Origin of the sequence: Janthinobacterium sp. MP5059B, from assembly GCF_001758645.1 — a bacterium.
In the GTDB taxonomy this organism is placed as follows: Bacteria; Pseudomonadota; Gammaproteobacteria; order Burkholderiales; family Burkholderiaceae_D; genus Janthinobacterium; species Janthinobacterium lividum.
The window spans coordinates 1,190,212-1,206,776 of the sequence record NZ_LRHX01000016.1 but is presented as its reverse complement, the minus strand read 5'-3'; the positions used below and the strand labels follow the sequence as shown (position 1 = coordinate 1,206,776).

Genomic DNA, 16,565 nt, shown 5'->3' with positions numbered 1-16,565 from the left:
GGCAGCGAGGCGGGCTTGTCATGCGGCAAGGCCGTGTTTAGTCGGCCTTGATGGCTTCCACCTGGATGGCCAGCTTGACTTCCGGCGAGAACGCCGGCATGCCGTAGTTCAGGCCAAAGTCGCTGCGCTTGAATTCCGCCGTGGCATCGGCGCCGCACACTTCGCGCTTGTAGCGCGGATGCATGATGCACTTGAACTTGCTCACGTTCAGCTTGACGGGCTTGGTTACGCCCAGCAGCGTCAGTTCGCCATCGACTTCCACCAACTGGTCGCCGTCGAACTTGAGCGATTTGCTCTTGTAGGTGATTTGCGGGAATTTTTCGACGTTGAACATGTCCGCTTTTTTCGCGTGCGTGTTCATGGCGTCGAGGCCGAAATCGATCGAATCGGCGTCGATGACGAGGTCCAGGCTACCCGTCTTGGCGGCGCGGTCCAGGGTGACCGTACCCTTGGTCTTGTTGAACTTGCCGCGCCACACGGACATGCCCATGTGATCGGCTTCAAAGCTGGGGAAAGTGTGCGTCGGGTCGAGGTTGTAGGTGTCGGTAGCGGCCATGGCCGAACCGGCGCCGGCAGCTGCCAGCACGGCGATCATCAAGTGCTTCAATTTCATTGAATTCCTAACTAAGTTAAACAACAGATTTTTGGGCGGTGATCTGATATGTAACGCCTGAAAAACGTTCAGGGCCAGGCGCCTTGCCGAAGGCAGTACGAATAGTACGACGAGGCAAGAGCAACGCAGCCATGGACGTTTTCTCAGGCGTTACTGCGCGGCGACGTGGAATTTGATGGTGACTTCATCGGCAACCATGCTCGTGTCTTTCCACTCGCCTTCGCCGATGTTGTAGGTCAGGCGCTTGATCGGCAGGGCGCCGTCGAACGCATATTTGCCGCCGTCGGCTTTGACCGTCAGAGGGAAGGTCACGTCGGTGGTCTTGCCTTTGATGCTCAGCTTGCCGCTGACCGTCAGCTTGCCCGCGCCGGCGGCCTTGATGCTGCTTGAAACGAAGGTGGCTTTCGGGAACTGGGCCGCGTTAAACCATTCTTTCTTGGCCACTTCCTTGTTGTATTCCGGGTCGCCGATATCGATGCTGGCCGTTTCGATTTCCACCGAGGCTTTCGAGGCGTCCGGCGTAGCCGGGTTGTAATCGATGGCGATATTGAATTTCTTGAACTTCGCTTCCACGGGCACGTTCATTTGCTTGAACACGGCCGACACGCTGGTCTTGGCGGGATCGACTTTCAGCAGGGTGGCGGCGGTGGCGGCCACGGACAGGCCCAGCAGGGAAGCGAGGACGATGCGTTGGGTGGTTTTCATCTTATTTTTCCTGGAGTTTCAGTGAGCAAGGGTGAAGTCGGTGTTATGGCAGCATGCGTTTAAGTACGCCGTCTTTGTCGATAAATTGATGCTTCAGCGCCGCCAGCACATGGGCGGCCACGGCGGCGGCCATCGTCATGTTCAGAACATAATGAATCTCTTTTAAAAGTGGCTTAAGTTCCGGGTTCGGCGCCATGATGACGGGCAGCTGGAACAGGCCCAGATAGACCACGGGTACGCCGGCGGCCAGGGTGTACAGGTAGCCGGAAACGGGCACGGCGAAGATCAGGATGTACAACAGCACATGCATGGCGTCGGCCGCCTTCTTTTGCCAGGCAACCATGCTGGCAGGGTGCGGCGGCGGTACATTGGCCTTGCGCCACAGCAGGCGGATGGCGGCGATGGCCAGCACGGTCACGCCCAGCCATTTATGCCACGAGAAATATTTGAGCTTGGTGGGCGTCAGGCCGGGAATATCGACCATGACCAGGCCCATGATGAAGGCGCTGATGATCAGCAGGGCGGTCAGCCAGTGCAGGATGATGGCGGTGGTGGTGTAGCGTTGCATCGACGGCTTTCTTGAAAGTAGTACGTATTAGGACTAATTCGGCCTAATATACCAAAGAAAAGCAATTTACGCTGCGTGCTGGAGATTCTACAAGAAAGATTGCCGGAAAAACCGCGGGGCGGGCAGCATTTGTGTGCTGGCCGCCCCGCGGGAGTGGGATAGCATGATCCCCATGTGGAAACTGCTTAGATGGCTTTGGCCAATTGCGCCGCGATGCCGATGTAGTTACCCGGCGTCATGGTCAAGAGCACGTCCTTGGCATCCTGCGGAATGGCCAGGCCATTGACGAAGGTTTGCAGCGCTTCTTTCGAGATGCCCTTGCCGCGCGTCAGCTCTTTCAGCTGCTCGTACGGGTTTTCGATGCCATAGCGGCGCATCACGGTTTGTACGGGCTCGGCCAGCACTTCCCACGTCGCGTCCAGGTCTTGCGCCAGGCGCGCGTGGTTTACTTCCAGCTTGTTCAGGCCGCGCAGGCAGCTGTCATAGGCCAGCAGGGTGTAGCCCAGGCCCACGCCGATATTGCGCAGCACGGTCGAATCGGTCAGGTCGCGCTGCATGCGCGAGACGGGCAGTTTTTCCGACAGGTGTTTCAGGACGGCGTTGGCCAGGCCCAGGTTGCCTTCCGAGTTTTCGAAGTCGATCGGGTTGACCTTGTGCGGCATGGTCGACGAACCGATTTCGCCCGCTTTCAGTTTTTGCTTGAAGTAGCCCAGCGACACGTAGGTCCAGATGTCGCGGTTCAGGTCCAGCAGGATCGTGTTGGCGCGCGCGAAGGCGTCGAACAGTTCGGCCATGTAGTCGTGCGGCTCGATCTGGATGGTGTACGGATTGAAGACCAGGCCCAGGCGCTGCTCGATGACGGCCTTCGAGAATGCCGGCCAGTCGAAGCCAGGGTAGGCCGACAGGTGGGCATTGTAATTGCCGACGGCGCCATTCATCTTGCCGAGGATTTCCACTTGCTCGATGCGTTTCACGGCGCGCTGCAAGCGGGCCACGACGTTGGCAAATTCCTTGCCCAGGGTGGTCGGGCTGGCCGTCTGGCCGTGCGTGCGCGACAGCATCGGCACGTCGGCGTTGTCGTGCGCGATCTGCGTCAGCTTTGCCACCAGGCCGTTCAATGCCGGCAGCATCACGCCATCGCGGGCGGCTTTCAGCATCATGCCGTGCGAGGTGTTGTTGATGTCTTCCGAGGTGCAGGCGAAATGGATGAATTCCGACGCCGCCACCAGTTCCGGCACGTCCGCCACTTGTTCCTTCAGCCAGTATTCGACAGCCTTGACGTCATGGTTGGTGACCGCTTCGATGGCCTTGATGCGGGCCGCGTCGGCTTCCGAGAAATCGCTCGCCATCTTGTCGAGCAGGGCGCTCGCTTCTGCCGAGAACGGCTTGATTTCGGCGAAACCGGCTTGCGACAGCGCTTGCAGCCAGGAGATTTCCACTTTCACGCGGTGGTGCATGAAACCGGCTTCGGACAGGATCGGGCGCAGCAGATCGGTCTTGCTGGCGTAGCGGCCATCGAGCGGAGACAGGGCCGACAGCGTGGAATACGGAGTAGTAGAAGTCATGAGAGCGGACGCAAGTTAAAGAAACGGTTGGCGTGTGGCGCGCGGGGAGGGCAAGGCTATTGCAATACAGCAACACTGGCGGCGCCACAGTAAAGGGCGATTTTACCACCGCTGGCCGCTGGCCAGCCGTCCGTCGGCCGTCGGCGCACCGCAATTTGGCCGAATCCGGCCCCGATGCGGCGTGCCTGCCACACACTGGGGGGCGCCGGGCGCGTGCTGCCAAACACCGCTGCCGCCGATGCTATACTGCTTGCTGCTCCTTTACCTTAAAGTACCTATGAAACTGATCGGTTCCCTCGCCAGCCCGTATGTCCGCAAAGCCCGTATCGTGCTGGCGGAAAAAAAGCTCGACTATGTCTTCGAGCTGGAAAACGTGTGGGTGCCGGAAACCCGCATCGCCCAGGCCAATCCCCTGGGCAAAGTGCCTTGCCTGGTGATGGAGGATGGCAGCACGCTGATCGATTCGAAAGTCATCGTCGAATACCTCGACACGCTCACGCCCGTGTGCAAGCTGCTGCCGGCCGGCGGCAATGGCCGCGAGCGGGCCGATATCAAGAATTGGGAAGCGCTGGCCGACGGGATCCTCGACGCTGGCGTGCTGGTGCGCCTGGAGCGCACGCAGCGCCCGCCCGAGCAGCAAAGCGCGGCCTGGATCGCGCGCCAGCTGGAAAAAGTCACCCTGGGCCTGGCGGCGCTGGAAGCACGCCTGGGCGAGAGCGCGTATTGCGCCGGCAAGAACTACACCCTGGCCGACGTGGCCGTGGGCTGCACCCTGGGCTGGCTCAGCTTCCGCTTCCCGGAAATCGACTGGCGCGCGGACCATCCTGCGCTGGCCCGCCTGTTCGACAAACTGTCCGAGCGGCAGTCGTTCAAGGACACCGTGCCGCAGTGAGCGTCCGATGACCGGTACAGATTCGAAGGCGCAGCAGCGCCTGCAGATGGCCGATATCGCGCGCCTTGCCGGCGTGTCCACGTCCACCGTGTCGCGCGCCCTGAGCGGCAGTTCGCTGGTCAATGAAGAGACGCGCGCGCGCGTCATCGCGCTGGCCCGTTCGCTCAAGTACTCCATCAATATCGGCGCGCAAAACCTGCGCCTGAAACAGAACCGCACGGTGGGCGTGGTGGTGCCGTATGACGCGGCCACGCGCCAGCACCTGTCCGATCCTTTCTTTCTGAGCATGCTGGGCAGCCTGGCCGATGCGCTGACGGAGCAGGGCTTCGACATGCTCATTTCGCGCGTGGATGCGGAAACGCTCGATGCGGCCGCCCAGTCCTTCGATAGCGGCCGCGTGATCGGTATCATCCTGATCGGCCAGTGGCGCCACCATGAACAACTGAACCAGCTGGCCGCGCGCCAGGTGCCCATCGTCGTGTGGGGCGCGCAATTGCCGCAGCAGCTGTATTGCACCGTTGGCGGCGACAACGTCGCCGGCGGCAGGCTGGCCACGGAGCATTTGCTGGCGGCGGGGCGCCGGCGCATCGCCTTCTTTGGCGACGCCAAGCTGCCCGAAGTGGCGCAGCGCCACCAGGGCTATGCGCAGGCGCTGGCCGCGCACGGACTGGCGCCCGATCCGCAACTGTACGTGGCCGGCTCCTTCCTGCCGCAGGGCGGCGCGACGGACGTGCAGGAACTGCTGGATCGCCGGCTCCCGTTCGACGCCATCTTTGCCTGCAGCGACTTGCTGGCCATGAGCGCCATCAGCGCCTTGCGCGCGCGTGGCGTGGCCGTGCCGGAACAGGTGGCCGTGGTCGGCTACGACGATATCGAACTGGCCGCGTATTTCCACCCGCCGCTGACCACCGTGCGCCAGCCGATCCGCGCCGCCGGGCGCGCGCTGGTGGCCTCGCTGCTGGCGCTGGTCGATGGCGCACCTGCGCCATCCCGGCAATTGCCAACCGAGCTGATCGTACGCGCCTCGGGCCGGTAAAGCGTGATTGCAACCGATTGCAATAATTTCAAAATTCCCCACTACTTTTCATGCTGCATGGCAGCATGAAAAATCCTGATCTCGTATCAATCTCCGCCTGTTTTCCTATTTACTGCCCGTAGCGTTCCCTTAAAAACAACATAAATTCCATGTTGCAGCGCTCGATTGCAATCGATTGCAATAAATTCTTATTCGTTGAATAATGACGTACCGGCTCAGCCAGCGCGCCACGGCATGCGGCGGCCAGGACCCATAACAAGCGGATACCTCGATGTATCGGCATACAACACTGGAGACAAGATGAAGACACGTACTGCTCAACGCGGCTGCATGGCCGCAGCCGTCGCCCTGGCCCTGCTGCAATGGGGCGCCGCCCAGGCCCAATCGGCCGCCGCCCCCGCCAGCGCCGCCCCCGCCGATGGCCTGAACCTGGAACGCATCGTGGTCACCGGCACCACCGGCGGCACGTCCAAAATGAAATCGAGCAATTCCGTCAGCAGCATGGAACTCGACACCATCCTGCACAACGCGCCGACCAGCGCCGCCGAAGTCCTGCGCTCGGTGCCGGGCTTGCGGGCCGAGTCCTCGGGCGGCGAAGGCAATGCCAACATCACCGTGCGCGGCCTGCCCATTTCCGCCGGCGGCGCGCGCTATGTGCAGATACAGGAAGACGGCTTGCCGGTGCTGCAGTTCGGCGACTTCAACTTCACCACGCCCGACAGCTTCGTCAAGATCGATTCCACCCTCGACCACCTGGAAGTGGTGCGTGGCGGTTCGGCCTCCACCCTGGCCACCAACTCGCCGGGCGGCATCATCAATTTCATCAGCAAGAATGGCAAGGAGAAGGGCGGCAGCGTGGCGCTCAGCCGGGGCCTGGGCTACGACCAGACGCGCGTGGATTTCGATTACGGCGCACCGGTTTCCGAGCGCACGCGCTTCTTCATCGGCGGCTCCTGGCGCACGGGAGAAGGCATCCGCCACAGCGGCGTCAACAGCGAAAAGGGCGGCCAGATCCGCGGCAATGTCACGCATGAATTCGACAGCGGCTTCGTGCGCCTGTCGTTCAAGCACCTCGACGACCAGTCGCCCACGGCCTTGCCGGTGCCGGTCAGCGTGCGCAATGGCCGCATTACGGAAGTCGCCGGCATCGACCCGCGCAAGGCCAGTTTCTATTCGCCGTACTGGGTGCCCGACATGGTGCTGAACAAGGCTAATCAGCGCGTGGCCACCCGCGTCAACGACGGTCTGCACGTCAAGAGCGACACCGTGGGACTGGAAGCATCGTTCAAGCTGGGACAGGGCTGGAGCGTGAGCGAAAACTTCCGCTATGCCGACAATTCGGGCCGCTTCATTGGCGTCTTCCCGTCGAATAACGGCAGCGACGGCAGCTACGTGTTTGCCAGCGGCCCGAACCGGGGCCAGCCCTACACGGGGCGCGCGTTTTCCGCCGTGGTGTTCAACACCTCGATCGACGACGCCAGCAATACCCTGAGCGACACCAAGCTGGCCAGGACGTTTGTGCTCGACAGCGGCAAGCTGACCACCACTGCCGGCCTGTACCTGTCGCAGCAAAAGCTGGGTCTGACCTGGAATTTCAATGAATACCTGATGCAGGCCACGGGCGACCAGCCGGCGCTGCTGCAAACGGCGAGCAGCACGCCCGGCTACATCGGCCCGGCCTTCGGCGCCTGCTGTTCGCGCGCCGTCGACATGGAGTACCGCACGACGTCGCCCTACGTAAACCTGGCCTGGGAAAGCGGCGCGCTGAACCTCGACGGCGGCCTGCGGCGCGACCGCCAGCACGCCAGTGGCACGGCCAACCAGGCCACCGGCGCGCAAGCCTATCTGCCGTCGACGGTGCAGCAGGTCGACTACACCCTGGGCCATACTTCATACTCGCTGGGCGCGAACTACAAGCTGCAAGCCAACCTGGCCGTGTTTGCCCGCGTCAGCGAAGGCGTGGCCTTCAATGCCGACCGCATCCTGTTCGGCACGCCCCTGGATGGCAGCGTGCCGGTGGCGATCAACACCGTGCGCCAGCTAGAAGGCGGCGTGAAATGGCGGCGGGGCCCCCTGAGCACCTTCGTCACCGTGTTCCAGGCAAAGACGAAGGAAAGCAATTACGAGGCGACGACGCAGCTGCGCACGGCCAACAGCTATGAAGCGAAGGGCGTGGAACTGGAAGCGGCCTACAGCGCCGGCGACTTCCGCATCAATGGCGGATTGACGTTCACGGATGCCGAGATCACGGGCACGACCGCGGCCGACGTGGCGCTGATCGGCAATACGCCGCGGCGCCAGGCGCGTGTCGTGTACCAGCTCGCGCCCACCTATGAATGGGGACCTGCCACCCTGGGCGCCAGCCTGGTCGGTACGGGCAAGTCGTGGGGCGATGATGCGCACACGATCACCTTGCCCGCCTACCAGGTGCTCAACGCTTTCGTCAATTACCAGCTTACGCCGCAGATGCAGGTGGCGCTGACGGCGAACAATCTGCTCAACAAGATCGGCTATACGGAAGTCGAGGGCGATGGCCACGCGGCCCGCTCGATCACGGGGCGCGCCGTCAAGGTCAGCCTGAAATACGCATTTTAAGCAAGGATAGGATTCATGATGTCGATACGTAGCCCCCTGGCGCGCCTGCTGGCGCCGCTCCCCTCGCACTTGCGCGACGATGCGGCGCGCCGCTATGCGCGCCAGGAGGCGGTCCTGCTCGACCGCCTGGGCAGCCTGTATGGCCAGCGGCCTGACTTCCTGCCCTGGCTGGGCGACCTGATGGAAAGCGTGGGACGGCTGTACGCGGCGCGCGCACCTGCGCTGCTGCGGCAGGATGCGCAGCGCGAAGCGCAGCCGGACTGGTTTGCCAGCCAGTCCATGCTGGGCTACAGCGCCTACGTGCAGCGCTTCGGCGGCAGCCTGCAGGGCGTGGCGGCGCGCATTGCCCATCTGCGCGAGCTGGGCGTGACGTATCTGCATTTGCTGCCGTTTTTGCGGCCGCGTGCCGGCGAAAGCGATGGCGGCTTTGCCGTCGCCAGCTTTGAGGAAGTCGACCCTGCGCTGGGCAGCAATGCCGACTTGCTGGCGTTGACGGCGCAGCTGCGCGCGGCCGGCATCAGCCTGTGCTCGGACCTCATCCTCAACCATGTGGCCGACGACCATGCGTGGGCGCTGGGCGCCAAGGCGGGCGATCCGCTGCTGCGCGATTTTTTCCACACCTATCCCGACCGCGCGCAGCCGGACCGTTACGAGCGCACCGTTGGCCAGGTCTTCCCGCAGGCGGCACCGGGCAATTTCACCTTCGTGCCGGAGCTCCAGCGCTGGGTCTGGACCACGTTTTATCCCTATCAGTGGGACTTGAACTACGCCAATCCGGCCGTCTTCGCGGCCATGGCCGGCGCCATGCTGGGCCTGGCCAACAAGGGCATCGAGGTGTTCCGCCTCGACTCGACGGCCTTTCTGTGGAAGCGCGAAGGCACGGATTGCATGAACCAGCCCGAAGCCCACAGCCTGCTGCAAGCCTTGCGCGCCATCGCCGCCATCGTCGCGCCTGGCGTGCTGCTCAAGGCCGAAGCCATCGTGCCCACCCCCAAGCTGCCCGCCTACTTTGGCAGCGATAGCGCGCCCGAATGCCATATCGCTTATCACAGCAGCCTGATGGCCGCCGGCTGGGGCGCGCTGGCGGAGGAAAGCACGGACTTGCTGCGGCAGGTGATCGCCGCCACGCCGCCGCTGCCGCCGGCCGCAAGCTGGCTCAGTTATGTGCGCTGCCACGACGACATCGGCTGGAACGTGCTGCTCAATGAAGCGGGCGCGGACGGGCCGGCGCGCCTGGCGCGCATTGCGCAGTTCTTTGCCGGTGCTGCCGGCAGCTATGCGCGCGGCGCCGCCTTCCAGAGCAGCAGCGCCGACAAGGCGCATGGCAGCAACGGCATGGCCGCCTCGCTGGCCGGCCTGCAAAGCGCCACCACGGTGCAGGAGCAGGAATACGCGTTGCGGCGCCTGCTGCTGCTGCATGGCCTGGCATTGAGCTTTGGCGCCTTGCCGGTGCTGTACATGGGCGATGAACTGGGCATGACCAACGACGACAGCTACACGCAGCGCGCCGACCGGGCGATGGACAGCCGCTGGCTGCAGCGTCCCGCGTTCGACGACAGCTTGCTGGCATGGCGCCACGATGGCGTGAGCGCCAGCGGCCGGCTGTACCTGGCGCTGCGCCAGCTGATCGACGCGCGCGGGCGCTTGCCGGCATTGGCCGCCGCTGCGCCGCGCAGCGTGCTGCCCGCCGACACGCCGGCCGTGCTGGCGCTGCTGCGCGGCGACGCGTTTCTCAACCTGAGCAATTTCAGCGGCGCCAGCCAGCGTTTCACCTTGCCCGCGGGCGAATGGCGCAACAGCCTCGATGGCAGCGTGCTGGCCGGCACCGTGGGCCTGCAGCCATGGCATATGCTGTGGCTGGAAAGGGAACCAGCATGAGCGACGCCACCGCGCACCGTCCGCATCTGTCGTTCTGGCAGATCGTCAACATGAATGTCGGTTTTTTCGGCATCCAGTTCAGCTTTGGTCTGCAGCAAAGCAGCATGAGCCCCATCTACAAATACCTGGGCGCAGATGAAGCGAGCCTGCCGTACCTGTGGCTGGCCGGTCCCATGACGGGGCTGCTCGTGCAACCGCTGATCGGCGCCATGAGCGACCGCACGGTGACGCGCTGGGGCCGCCGCACGCCGTACTTCCTGATCGGCGCCATCCTGTGCAGCCTGGGCCTGCTGGCCATGCCGTTCAGTCCCGCCCTGTGGATGGCCGCAAGCCTGCTGTGGATACTCGACGCGGCCAACAATGTGACGATGGAGCCGTACCGCGCCTTTGTCAGCGACAAGCTCGACAAGAAGCAGCACTCGCTGGGTTTTCTCACGCAAAGCGCGTTTACGGGACTGGGGCAAACGCTGGCCTACCTGACGCCGTCGCTGCTGGTCATGCTGGGCATGAACAAGGATGCCGTCAATGGCAGCCATATCCCGCACATCGTCATCGCCGCCTTCCTGATCGGCGCCGTCTTTTCCCTCGCCTCGGTGCTGTGGACCCTGAAGACGACGCCGGAAAACCCCCTCACGGCGGCCGAGCTGGCGGCCATCCGCAGCCGCCCGCCGGGCTGGCGCCACACGCTGGCCGATATCGGCGCGGCCCTGCGCGACATGCCGCCGACGATGAAGCAGCTGGCCATCGTCAACCTGTTCCAGTGGTACGCCATGTTCTGCTACTGGCAGTACATTGCGCTGTCGCTGGCGGCGACGCTGTTTCACACGACGGATCCGGCGTCGCAAGGCTTTCGCGACGCGGGCCTGCTGAACGGGCAGGTGGGCGCCTTCTATAATTTCGTCGCCTTTGTCGCTGCCTTTGCGCTGGTGCCGTTCACGCGCCGCTTCGGCCCCAAGCGCATGCACAGCCTGTGCCTGTGCGCGGCCGGCGTGGGCATGCTGAGCATCCCGCTGATCCACAGCCCGGCGCTGCTGTTGCTGCCCATGCTGGGCGTGGGCCTGGCCTGGGCCAGCATCATGGGCAATCCCTACATCATGCTGGCCGGCTGCATTCCGCCCGAGCGCACGGGCGTCTACATGGGCATCTTCAACATGTTCATCGTCATCCCGATGATCATCCAGATCTTCACCCTGCCGCTGTATTACCGCAGCTGGCTGGGCGGCAATCCGGAGAACGTCATCCGGCTGGCCGGCGCCCTGTTGCTGTGCGCGGCGGTGGCGGTGCTGTTCGTCAAGCTGCGCCCGCCGCAGGCCACAAAGACTTGAGGGCACACGTAAAAAAACCGGCAGGTTGCCGGTTTTTTTTATGCATGCCGAAAAAATTATTCCTCAACAGCCATCTGACTTTGCAGGTAGTTCTGGATGCCGATCTTGGCGATCAGGTCGATCTGCGTTTCGAGCCAGTCGATATGCTCTTCCGTGTCTTCCAGGATCATCAGGAACAGGTCGCGCGAGACGTAGTCGCCCGCTTTTTCGCTGATGGCGATGCCTTCCTTGACGGTGGCGTGCGCGGCGCGTTCCAGCTTCAAGTCGCATTCCAGCATTTCCGGCGTGTTCTCGCCGATCAGCAGCTTGTGCAGCGCTTGCAGGTTCGGCAGGCCGTCGAGCATCAGGATGCGGTCGATCAGCTTGTCGGCGTGTTTCATTTCGCCGATCGATTCTTCGTATTCTTTCTTGCCCAGCTTTTCCAGGCCCCAGTGCTTGTACATGCGCGCATGCAGGAAGTACTGGTTGATGGCCGACAGTTCGTTGGTGAGCTGTGCGTTGAGCATGCGGATGACTTCTTTATCGCCCTTCATGGGATTTCCTTTGTTCTGTAGTGCGTTCGATGATGAAACCGGAGGCTGCTGGCGTTCACTGCCGGGTGGCTTTGGCTGCCTGGTGGCGCGCAGGTTGCCGGTTTCGCTATGCCCGCATGATAGCGCAAAATATGGGCGATTTCGGGCGGTAAACGGCATTTTTCCGTCTTTTTAACGTAAATATCGTGCGAATAAAACCCATTCTCAAATGGATTGCCACATTTTTCCGTTTTTTATTTGTTAAGGAAAATGAAGGCCATTCTCATTCGCGTTCCCGGTGCTGTTTTGCTGCCGCTGGCGCGCGCGCACGGCCGCGCTGAAAAGGCGGGAAATGTTGCTCCGTTCTTGCTTTTGTGTCTTCTTGGCCGCTGCCGGCGATGCGATAATCAGGCAGCGATGTTTACTGAAAAAGGATAGCAAGATGATGCTGCATATACCCGGCGTGCTGACGCCGGAACAGGTCACGCATTTTCGCCAGCGCCTGGCGCAGACGGACTGGGTCGACGGGCGCGCCAGCGTCGGGGCGCAAGGCGCGCAAGTCAAGCGCAACCGGCAGCTGGCCGAGGGTTCGCCGCTGGCGCTGGAACTGGGCGAGATCGTCAGCCGCGCGCTGATGGCCAATCCGCTGTTCTTTGCCGCCGTGCTGCCGCTGCGCATCCTGCCGCCATTCTTCAACAGCTATGCGGGTGGCGAGCACTATGGCCTGCATATCGACGGCGCCATCCGCACGCCGAAAAACGGCATGCAGTCGATGCGCGCCGACGTCTCGTCGACCGTCTTCCTGAGCGAGCCGGACGAGTACGAAGGCGGCGAGCTGGTGGTGGTCGATGCGTATGGCACGCACGAAGTGAAACTGCCGGCCGGCGACGTGATCGTGTATCCGTCGAGCAGCGTGCATCAGGTGCTGCCCGTCACCAGCGGCGAGCGCATCTGTTCCTTCCTGTGGACGCAAAGCATGGTGCGCGAAGACTGGAAACGCAGCATGCTGTTCGAGCTCGATCAGAACATCCAGAGCGTGCGCGCAGAGCACGGCGATTCACCGGCGACGGTGGGCTTGACGGGGCATTATCACAACCTGCTGCGGATGTGGGCGGAGATGTAAAAAGGGTCAGTCGCTGCGCGAGCGGAATGGGCCCCATTGGGGCCCATTCCCCCCTCGGGGCTGACCCCCAAAAAAAAGTCTGCCTGGCCCGGGGATGTAGGCTGGCAGACTGAAACAAGCAAATCGCTTGACTAAAAACAGGGCGCAAAAAAGCAAGCAGGGCACGTGGTGCGGTGCTTGCGGGCTGGCAGCGGCGCAAGGGCCGCCGGAAGGCTAGCTCAGTTGGAAGGTCAGCGGTACTAGAACGTAGACAGGTACGGGCTTGCCGTTTTCGATCATCGGCTTGAACAGCGCGCGCTGGGCGGCCTGGCGGCCTGCTTCATCGAGGTTGTTGTAGCCGGTCGATTTCTGGATCAGGATTTGCTCGGGCAAGCCCTTTTCATTGATCAGGATGCGCAGCACCACGGTGCCGCTTTCACCCAGGCGGCGCGACAGATTCGGGTAGATCAGTTGCGGTGCCTTGATGTATTCGACGCTGCTGACGGTGCGCGGCGTTGACGGCGCTGGGGGCGTCGGCGACGGTGTCGATGGCGCTGTCGGCGCGGCGGTGGCAACGGGTGCCGCTTCGGCGCGCGTCGGCTGCGGCGGCGTGATCGTCGGCTCGCTCGGTGCCACGGCGATCAGCGGCAGCGGCGGGATCACGGCGCGTGGCACGGGAGCGCTCAATTCCACGGTTTTCGGTACGGATGGCGCCGGCGGCTTGGGCGGCGCCGGCGGGGCGATGATGCTGATGGTGGTGATGGTCGGCATGGCCGCCGTGACGACTTTGCTCAGCAAGCCGCTCTGGATCGCGTAGAACCCGGCCAGATGCAGGACGACGATGGCCATCAGCGGCGCGAATTTGTTGCGCTTCTTGTCGAAGTCGGCAAATTGCTGCACGGCCTGCACCGTTACGGGCGGGGGCATCATCGTCATGGCGTTTATCGCTTTCTTTAGTTTGTCAGTACAGCTCGCATCAATACGGTTTCTTGCAGCGCCACCGTGGCGTTCAGGTGATCGTTCAGCACTTCCCGCGCGCAGGTGTGGCATTTGCCGCAGCAGGTGGCCACGCCCAGGTCGCGGCGCAGTTCGGCCATGCTGGACAGGCCAAGATCGACGGCTTGACGGATTTCACGATCAGATATGTTGTTGCAGACACATACAATCATTGATACACCTTCTGGCTGGAGGATGAACAGACACTAGTGCTGGGAAGCATTGTTGCTAGTGTTTTAATGAGAATCATTATCATTACGTTTCATTGTCGCGCAAAGTGGGGGACAATGCAAGCGATTTTGATCAAGTGTGCGGCACTTGGCAGCCTGGCGCCGCAGCTTGATATGCGATTCGCGCGCATGTCGCAGCCCTTGATGGGGGCGGCTCTCCGGGCTAAATAAAAACTATTCGCATTCATGTTTATAATGCTGGTATTGTCTCGGACGGTTGCCGTCTGGACAGATGGAATGGCCGCTTGTCGGTAATGCGCAACAGTGGCGTTTTACCTCACAAACCTGGAACCAGCGCAAGGCGCCCCGCGCCGCAGCCGGTATCAGGTGTTCTTAATTTGAACGGAATTTGCTCATGACTCTAGTTCCACCCATGATGACGCTCGATGCGCTGGCAGTCGGCCAGAGCGGCACGGTGTTGCATATCACGCCCCACACGGCAGGACAGACGGAGGACGGCGTCGACCTGCCCCGTCGCCTGATGGAGCTGGGATTCGTTCCCGGCGAACGCATCCGCATGCTCAAGCGCGGCATTCCCGGTGGCGATCCGCTGGCCATCAAGGTGGGCAATGCCACGTTCGCACTGCGCCGCTTCGAAGCGGCGCTGATTACGATTCAACCGCTGCTTCAACCGGAATGACCATGGGTGCTGTCGAAACTATCGTGGATGCGGGCGTGCACAAGCCGCCGCATCAGCCACAAATTGCCTTGCTGGGCAATCCGAACTGCGGCAAGACGGCCCTGTTCAACCGTTTGACGGGCGCGCGCCAGAAAGTGGCGAACTACGCCGGCGTGACCATCGAGCGCAAGGAAGGCCATTTCACCTCGCCAGCCGGCAAACCCGTGCGCGTGCTCGATCTGCCGGGCGCCTACAGCCTGTCCGCCACCACGCCCGATGAAGCCATCACGCGCGACGTGGTGGGCGGCCTGCGCCGCGGCGACCCGCGTCCGGATGCCATCATCTGCGTCGTCGACGCCACCAATCTGCGCCTGAACCTGCGCCTGGTGCTGGAAGTCAAGCGCCTGGGCCTGCCCATGCTGCTGGCGCTGAACATGACGGACGTGGCGCGCAAGCGCGGCATGCTGATCGACACGGCCAAACTGTCGCAGGAACTGGGCATGCCCGTGGTGGAAACCGTGGCGGTGCAGCACGATGGCGAAAAAGCCTTGCTGAACGCCATTGACGCCATGCTGCCGCTGCCGGTCGTGGAAGCGAAACCGCTGGCGGCCATCGATGCCGTCACCGTTGAAGAAACCCAGCGCGAAGTGCGCCGCATCCTGGCCGCCGTCAGCAATGACACGAGCGACAAGGGCAACCTGACGGAGAAAATCGACGACGTGGTGCTGCATCCCATCGTCGGCCCCATCATCCTGGCTGTGCTGATGTTCCTGATCTTCCAGGCCGTGTTTGCCTGGGCCGCCACGCCGATGGAAATGATCACCGATGGCGTGGGCCACCTGGGCGCCGTGCTGACGGCGAACATGCCAGACGGCCACCTGAAAAGCTTGCTGGTGGAAGGCATCATCGGCGGCGTCGGCAGCGTGCTGGTGTTCCTGCCGCAGATTCTGATCCTGTTCTTCTTCATCCTGGCGCTGGAAGACTGCGGCTATCTGCCGCGCGCGGCGTTCCTGCTGGACCGCCTGATGGGCGGCGTGGGCCTGTCCGGCCGCGCCTTCATTCCTCTGCTGTCGAGCTTTGCCTGCGCCATCCCCGGCGTGATGGCGGCGCGCACCATCCAGAACCCGCGCGACCGTCTGGTCACCATCATGATCGCGCCGCTGATGACGTGTTCGGCGCGCCTGCCCGTGTATGCGCTGATCATCGCCGCCTTCATCCCGGAACGCCAGGTGTGGGGCTATCTGAGCCTGCAAGGCCTGGTGCTGTTTGTCCTGTACTTCGCCGGCATCATCTCGGCCATGGCCGTGGCCTGGGTCATGAAGCGCGGCATGGGCGTGCGCGGCAACCAGCCGCTGATGCTGGAACTGCCGGCCTATCACTGGCCGCATTTGCGCAACCTGGCCGTCAGCCTGTGGGAGCGTGCGAAGATCTTCCTGACGCGCGTCGGTACCATCATCCTGAGCCTGATGATCATCCTGTGGTTCCTCAGTACCTTCCCCGGCCCGCCGGACAATGCGATCCACCCGCCGATCTACTACAGCCTGGCCGGCATCCTGGGCCGCGGCCTGGAAGTGATCTTCGCGCCCATCGGTTTCAACTGGCAGATCTGCATCGCGCTGGTGCCGGGCATGGCGGCGCGCGAAGTGGCCGTCGGCGCCCTTGGCACCGTGTACGCGCTGTCGCAAACGGGCGATGCGCTGGCGACCACCCTGGAACCGCTGATCGCCCATTCGTGGTCGATGGCCACCGCGCTTTCCTTGCTGGCCTGGTATGTGTTTGCGCCGCAGTGCCTGTCGACCCTCTCCGTGGTGAAACGCGAGACGGGCGGCTGGCGCTATCCGCTGCTGATGGCCGGCTACATGTTCGCCCTGGCGTATGCCGCCTCGTTCATCACGTACCGCGTCGCCCTGATGCTGGGCGCTTAGGAGA

15 protein-coding genes are annotated in these 16,565 nt (G+C 62.8%); 8 read left to right on the top strand and 7 right to left on the bottom strand.

Annotation, left to right across the window (positions count from 1 at the left end; all coding sequences use genetic code 11):
- Positions 1 to 37: 37 nt before the first annotated feature.
- From JAB1_RS22520 to purB, 4 genes are all read right to left on the bottom strand, one after another.
- On the bottom strand, positions 38 to 613 hold the full coding sequence (locus JAB1_RS22520; protein WP_070281807.1) for a YceI family protein: 576 nt from the start codon (positions 611 to 613) through the stop codon (positions 38 to 40).
- A gap of 150 nt (positions 614 to 763) precedes the next feature.
- A complete protein-coding gene (locus tag JAB1_RS22515) occupies positions 764 to 1,318 on the bottom strand; it encodes a YceI family protein (protein WP_034778891.1) in 555 nt (184 codons plus the stop codon).
- Between the two features lie 43 nt (positions 1,319 to 1,361).
- Positions 1,362 to 1,886: a cytochrome b gene (locus JAB1_RS22510; protein WP_070254748.1), complete on the bottom strand. Its 525-nt coding sequence runs from the start codon at positions 1,884 to 1,886 to the stop codon at positions 1,362 to 1,364.
- 185 nt (positions 1,887 to 2,071) lie between these two features.
- Positions 2,072 to 3,451 carry an adenylosuccinate lyase gene (purB, locus tag JAB1_RS22505; RefSeq protein ID WP_070281806.1) on the bottom strand — a complete coding sequence of 460 codons (1,380 nt, stop codon included), beginning with the start codon at positions 3,449 to 3,451 and terminating at the stop codon, positions 2,072 to 2,074.
- A gap of 277 nt (positions 3,452 to 3,728) precedes the next feature.
- Between purB and JAB1_RS22500 the strand changes: the two genes are divergently transcribed.
- The 5 genes from JAB1_RS22500 (at position 3,729) to JAB1_RS22480 (ending at position 11,177) form a co-directional block, all read left to right on the top strand.
- Positions 3,729 to 4,343, top strand: a complete 615-nt coding sequence (locus tag JAB1_RS22500) for a glutathione S-transferase N-terminal domain-containing protein (RefSeq protein WP_070281805.1) — start codon at positions 3,729 to 3,731, stop codon at positions 4,341 to 4,343.
- A gap of 7 nt (positions 4,344 to 4,350) precedes the next feature.
- Positions 4,351 to 5,379 (top strand): LacI family DNA-binding transcriptional regulator, encoded by a 1,029-nt coding sequence (locus JAB1_RS22495; RefSeq protein WP_070281804.1) that lies wholly within the window; start codon positions 4,351 to 4,353, stop codon positions 5,377 to 5,379.
- Between the two features lie 300 nt (positions 5,380 to 5,679).
- Positions 5,680 to 7,974 (top strand): TonB-dependent receptor, encoded by a 2,295-nt coding sequence (locus tag JAB1_RS22490; RefSeq protein WP_070281803.1) that lies wholly within the window; start codon positions 5,680 to 5,682, stop codon positions 7,972 to 7,974.
- 15 nt (positions 7,975 to 7,989) lie between these two features.
- Entirely contained in the window at positions 7,990 to 9,852 is a 1,863-nt protein-coding gene (locus JAB1_RS22485; RefSeq protein ID WP_254672198.1) for an alpha-amylase family glycosyl hydrolase, read from the top strand.
- A complete protein-coding gene (locus JAB1_RS22480; RefSeq protein WP_070281802.1) occupies positions 9,849 to 11,177 on the top strand; it encodes an MFS transporter in 1,329 nt (442 codons plus the stop codon). The genes JAB1_RS22485 and JAB1_RS22480 overlap by 4 nt, the downstream gene beginning before the upstream one ends.
- Positions 11,178 to 11,233: 56 nt before the next feature.
- Here the strand turns inward: JAB1_RS22480 and bfr are convergent, their stop codons facing one another.
- Complete coding sequence (gene bfr, locus JAB1_RS22475) at positions 11,234 to 11,710, bottom strand: bacterioferritin (RefSeq protein WP_034778875.1); 477 nt, start codon at positions 11,708 to 11,710, stop codon at positions 11,234 to 11,236.
- A 421-nt stretch (positions 11,711 to 12,131) separates the two neighbouring features.
- Between bfr and JAB1_RS22465 the strand changes: the two genes are divergently transcribed.
- The gene (locus JAB1_RS22465; RefSeq protein WP_070281800.1) at positions 12,132 to 12,812 is read left to right on the top strand and encodes a Fe2+-dependent dioxygenase; all 681 of its coding nucleotides are present in this window, start codon (positions 12,132 to 12,134) and stop codon (positions 12,810 to 12,812) included.
- A gap of 213 nt (positions 12,813 to 13,025) precedes the next feature.
- On the opposite strand, the gene JAB1_RS22460 is transcribed toward JAB1_RS22465, so the two are convergent.
- On the bottom strand, positions 13,026 to 13,727 hold the full coding sequence (locus JAB1_RS22460) for an energy transducer TonB (RefSeq protein WP_052139928.1): 702 nt from the start codon (positions 13,725 to 13,727) through the stop codon (positions 13,026 to 13,028).
- 17 nt (positions 13,728 to 13,744) lie between these two features.
- Entirely contained in the window at positions 13,745 to 13,960 is a 216-nt protein-coding gene (locus JAB1_RS22455) for a (2Fe-2S)-binding protein (RefSeq protein ID WP_034745611.1), read from the bottom strand.
- 412 nt (positions 13,961 to 14,372) lie between these two features.
- Between JAB1_RS22455 and JAB1_RS22450 the strand changes: the two genes are divergently transcribed.
- Positions 14,373 to 14,657, top strand: coding sequence for a FeoA family protein (locus JAB1_RS22450; RefSeq protein ID WP_034778868.1), 285 nt, complete (start codon positions 14,373 to 14,375; stop codon positions 14,655 to 14,657).
- A gap of 2 nt (positions 14,658 to 14,659) precedes the next feature.
- Positions 14,660 to 16,561 carry a ferrous iron transporter B gene (locus JAB1_RS22445; RefSeq protein ID WP_070281896.1) on the top strand — a complete coding sequence of 634 codons (1,902 nt, stop codon included), beginning with the start codon at positions 14,660 to 14,662 and terminating at the stop codon, positions 16,559 to 16,561.
- Positions 16,562 to 16,565: the final 4 nt, after the last annotated feature.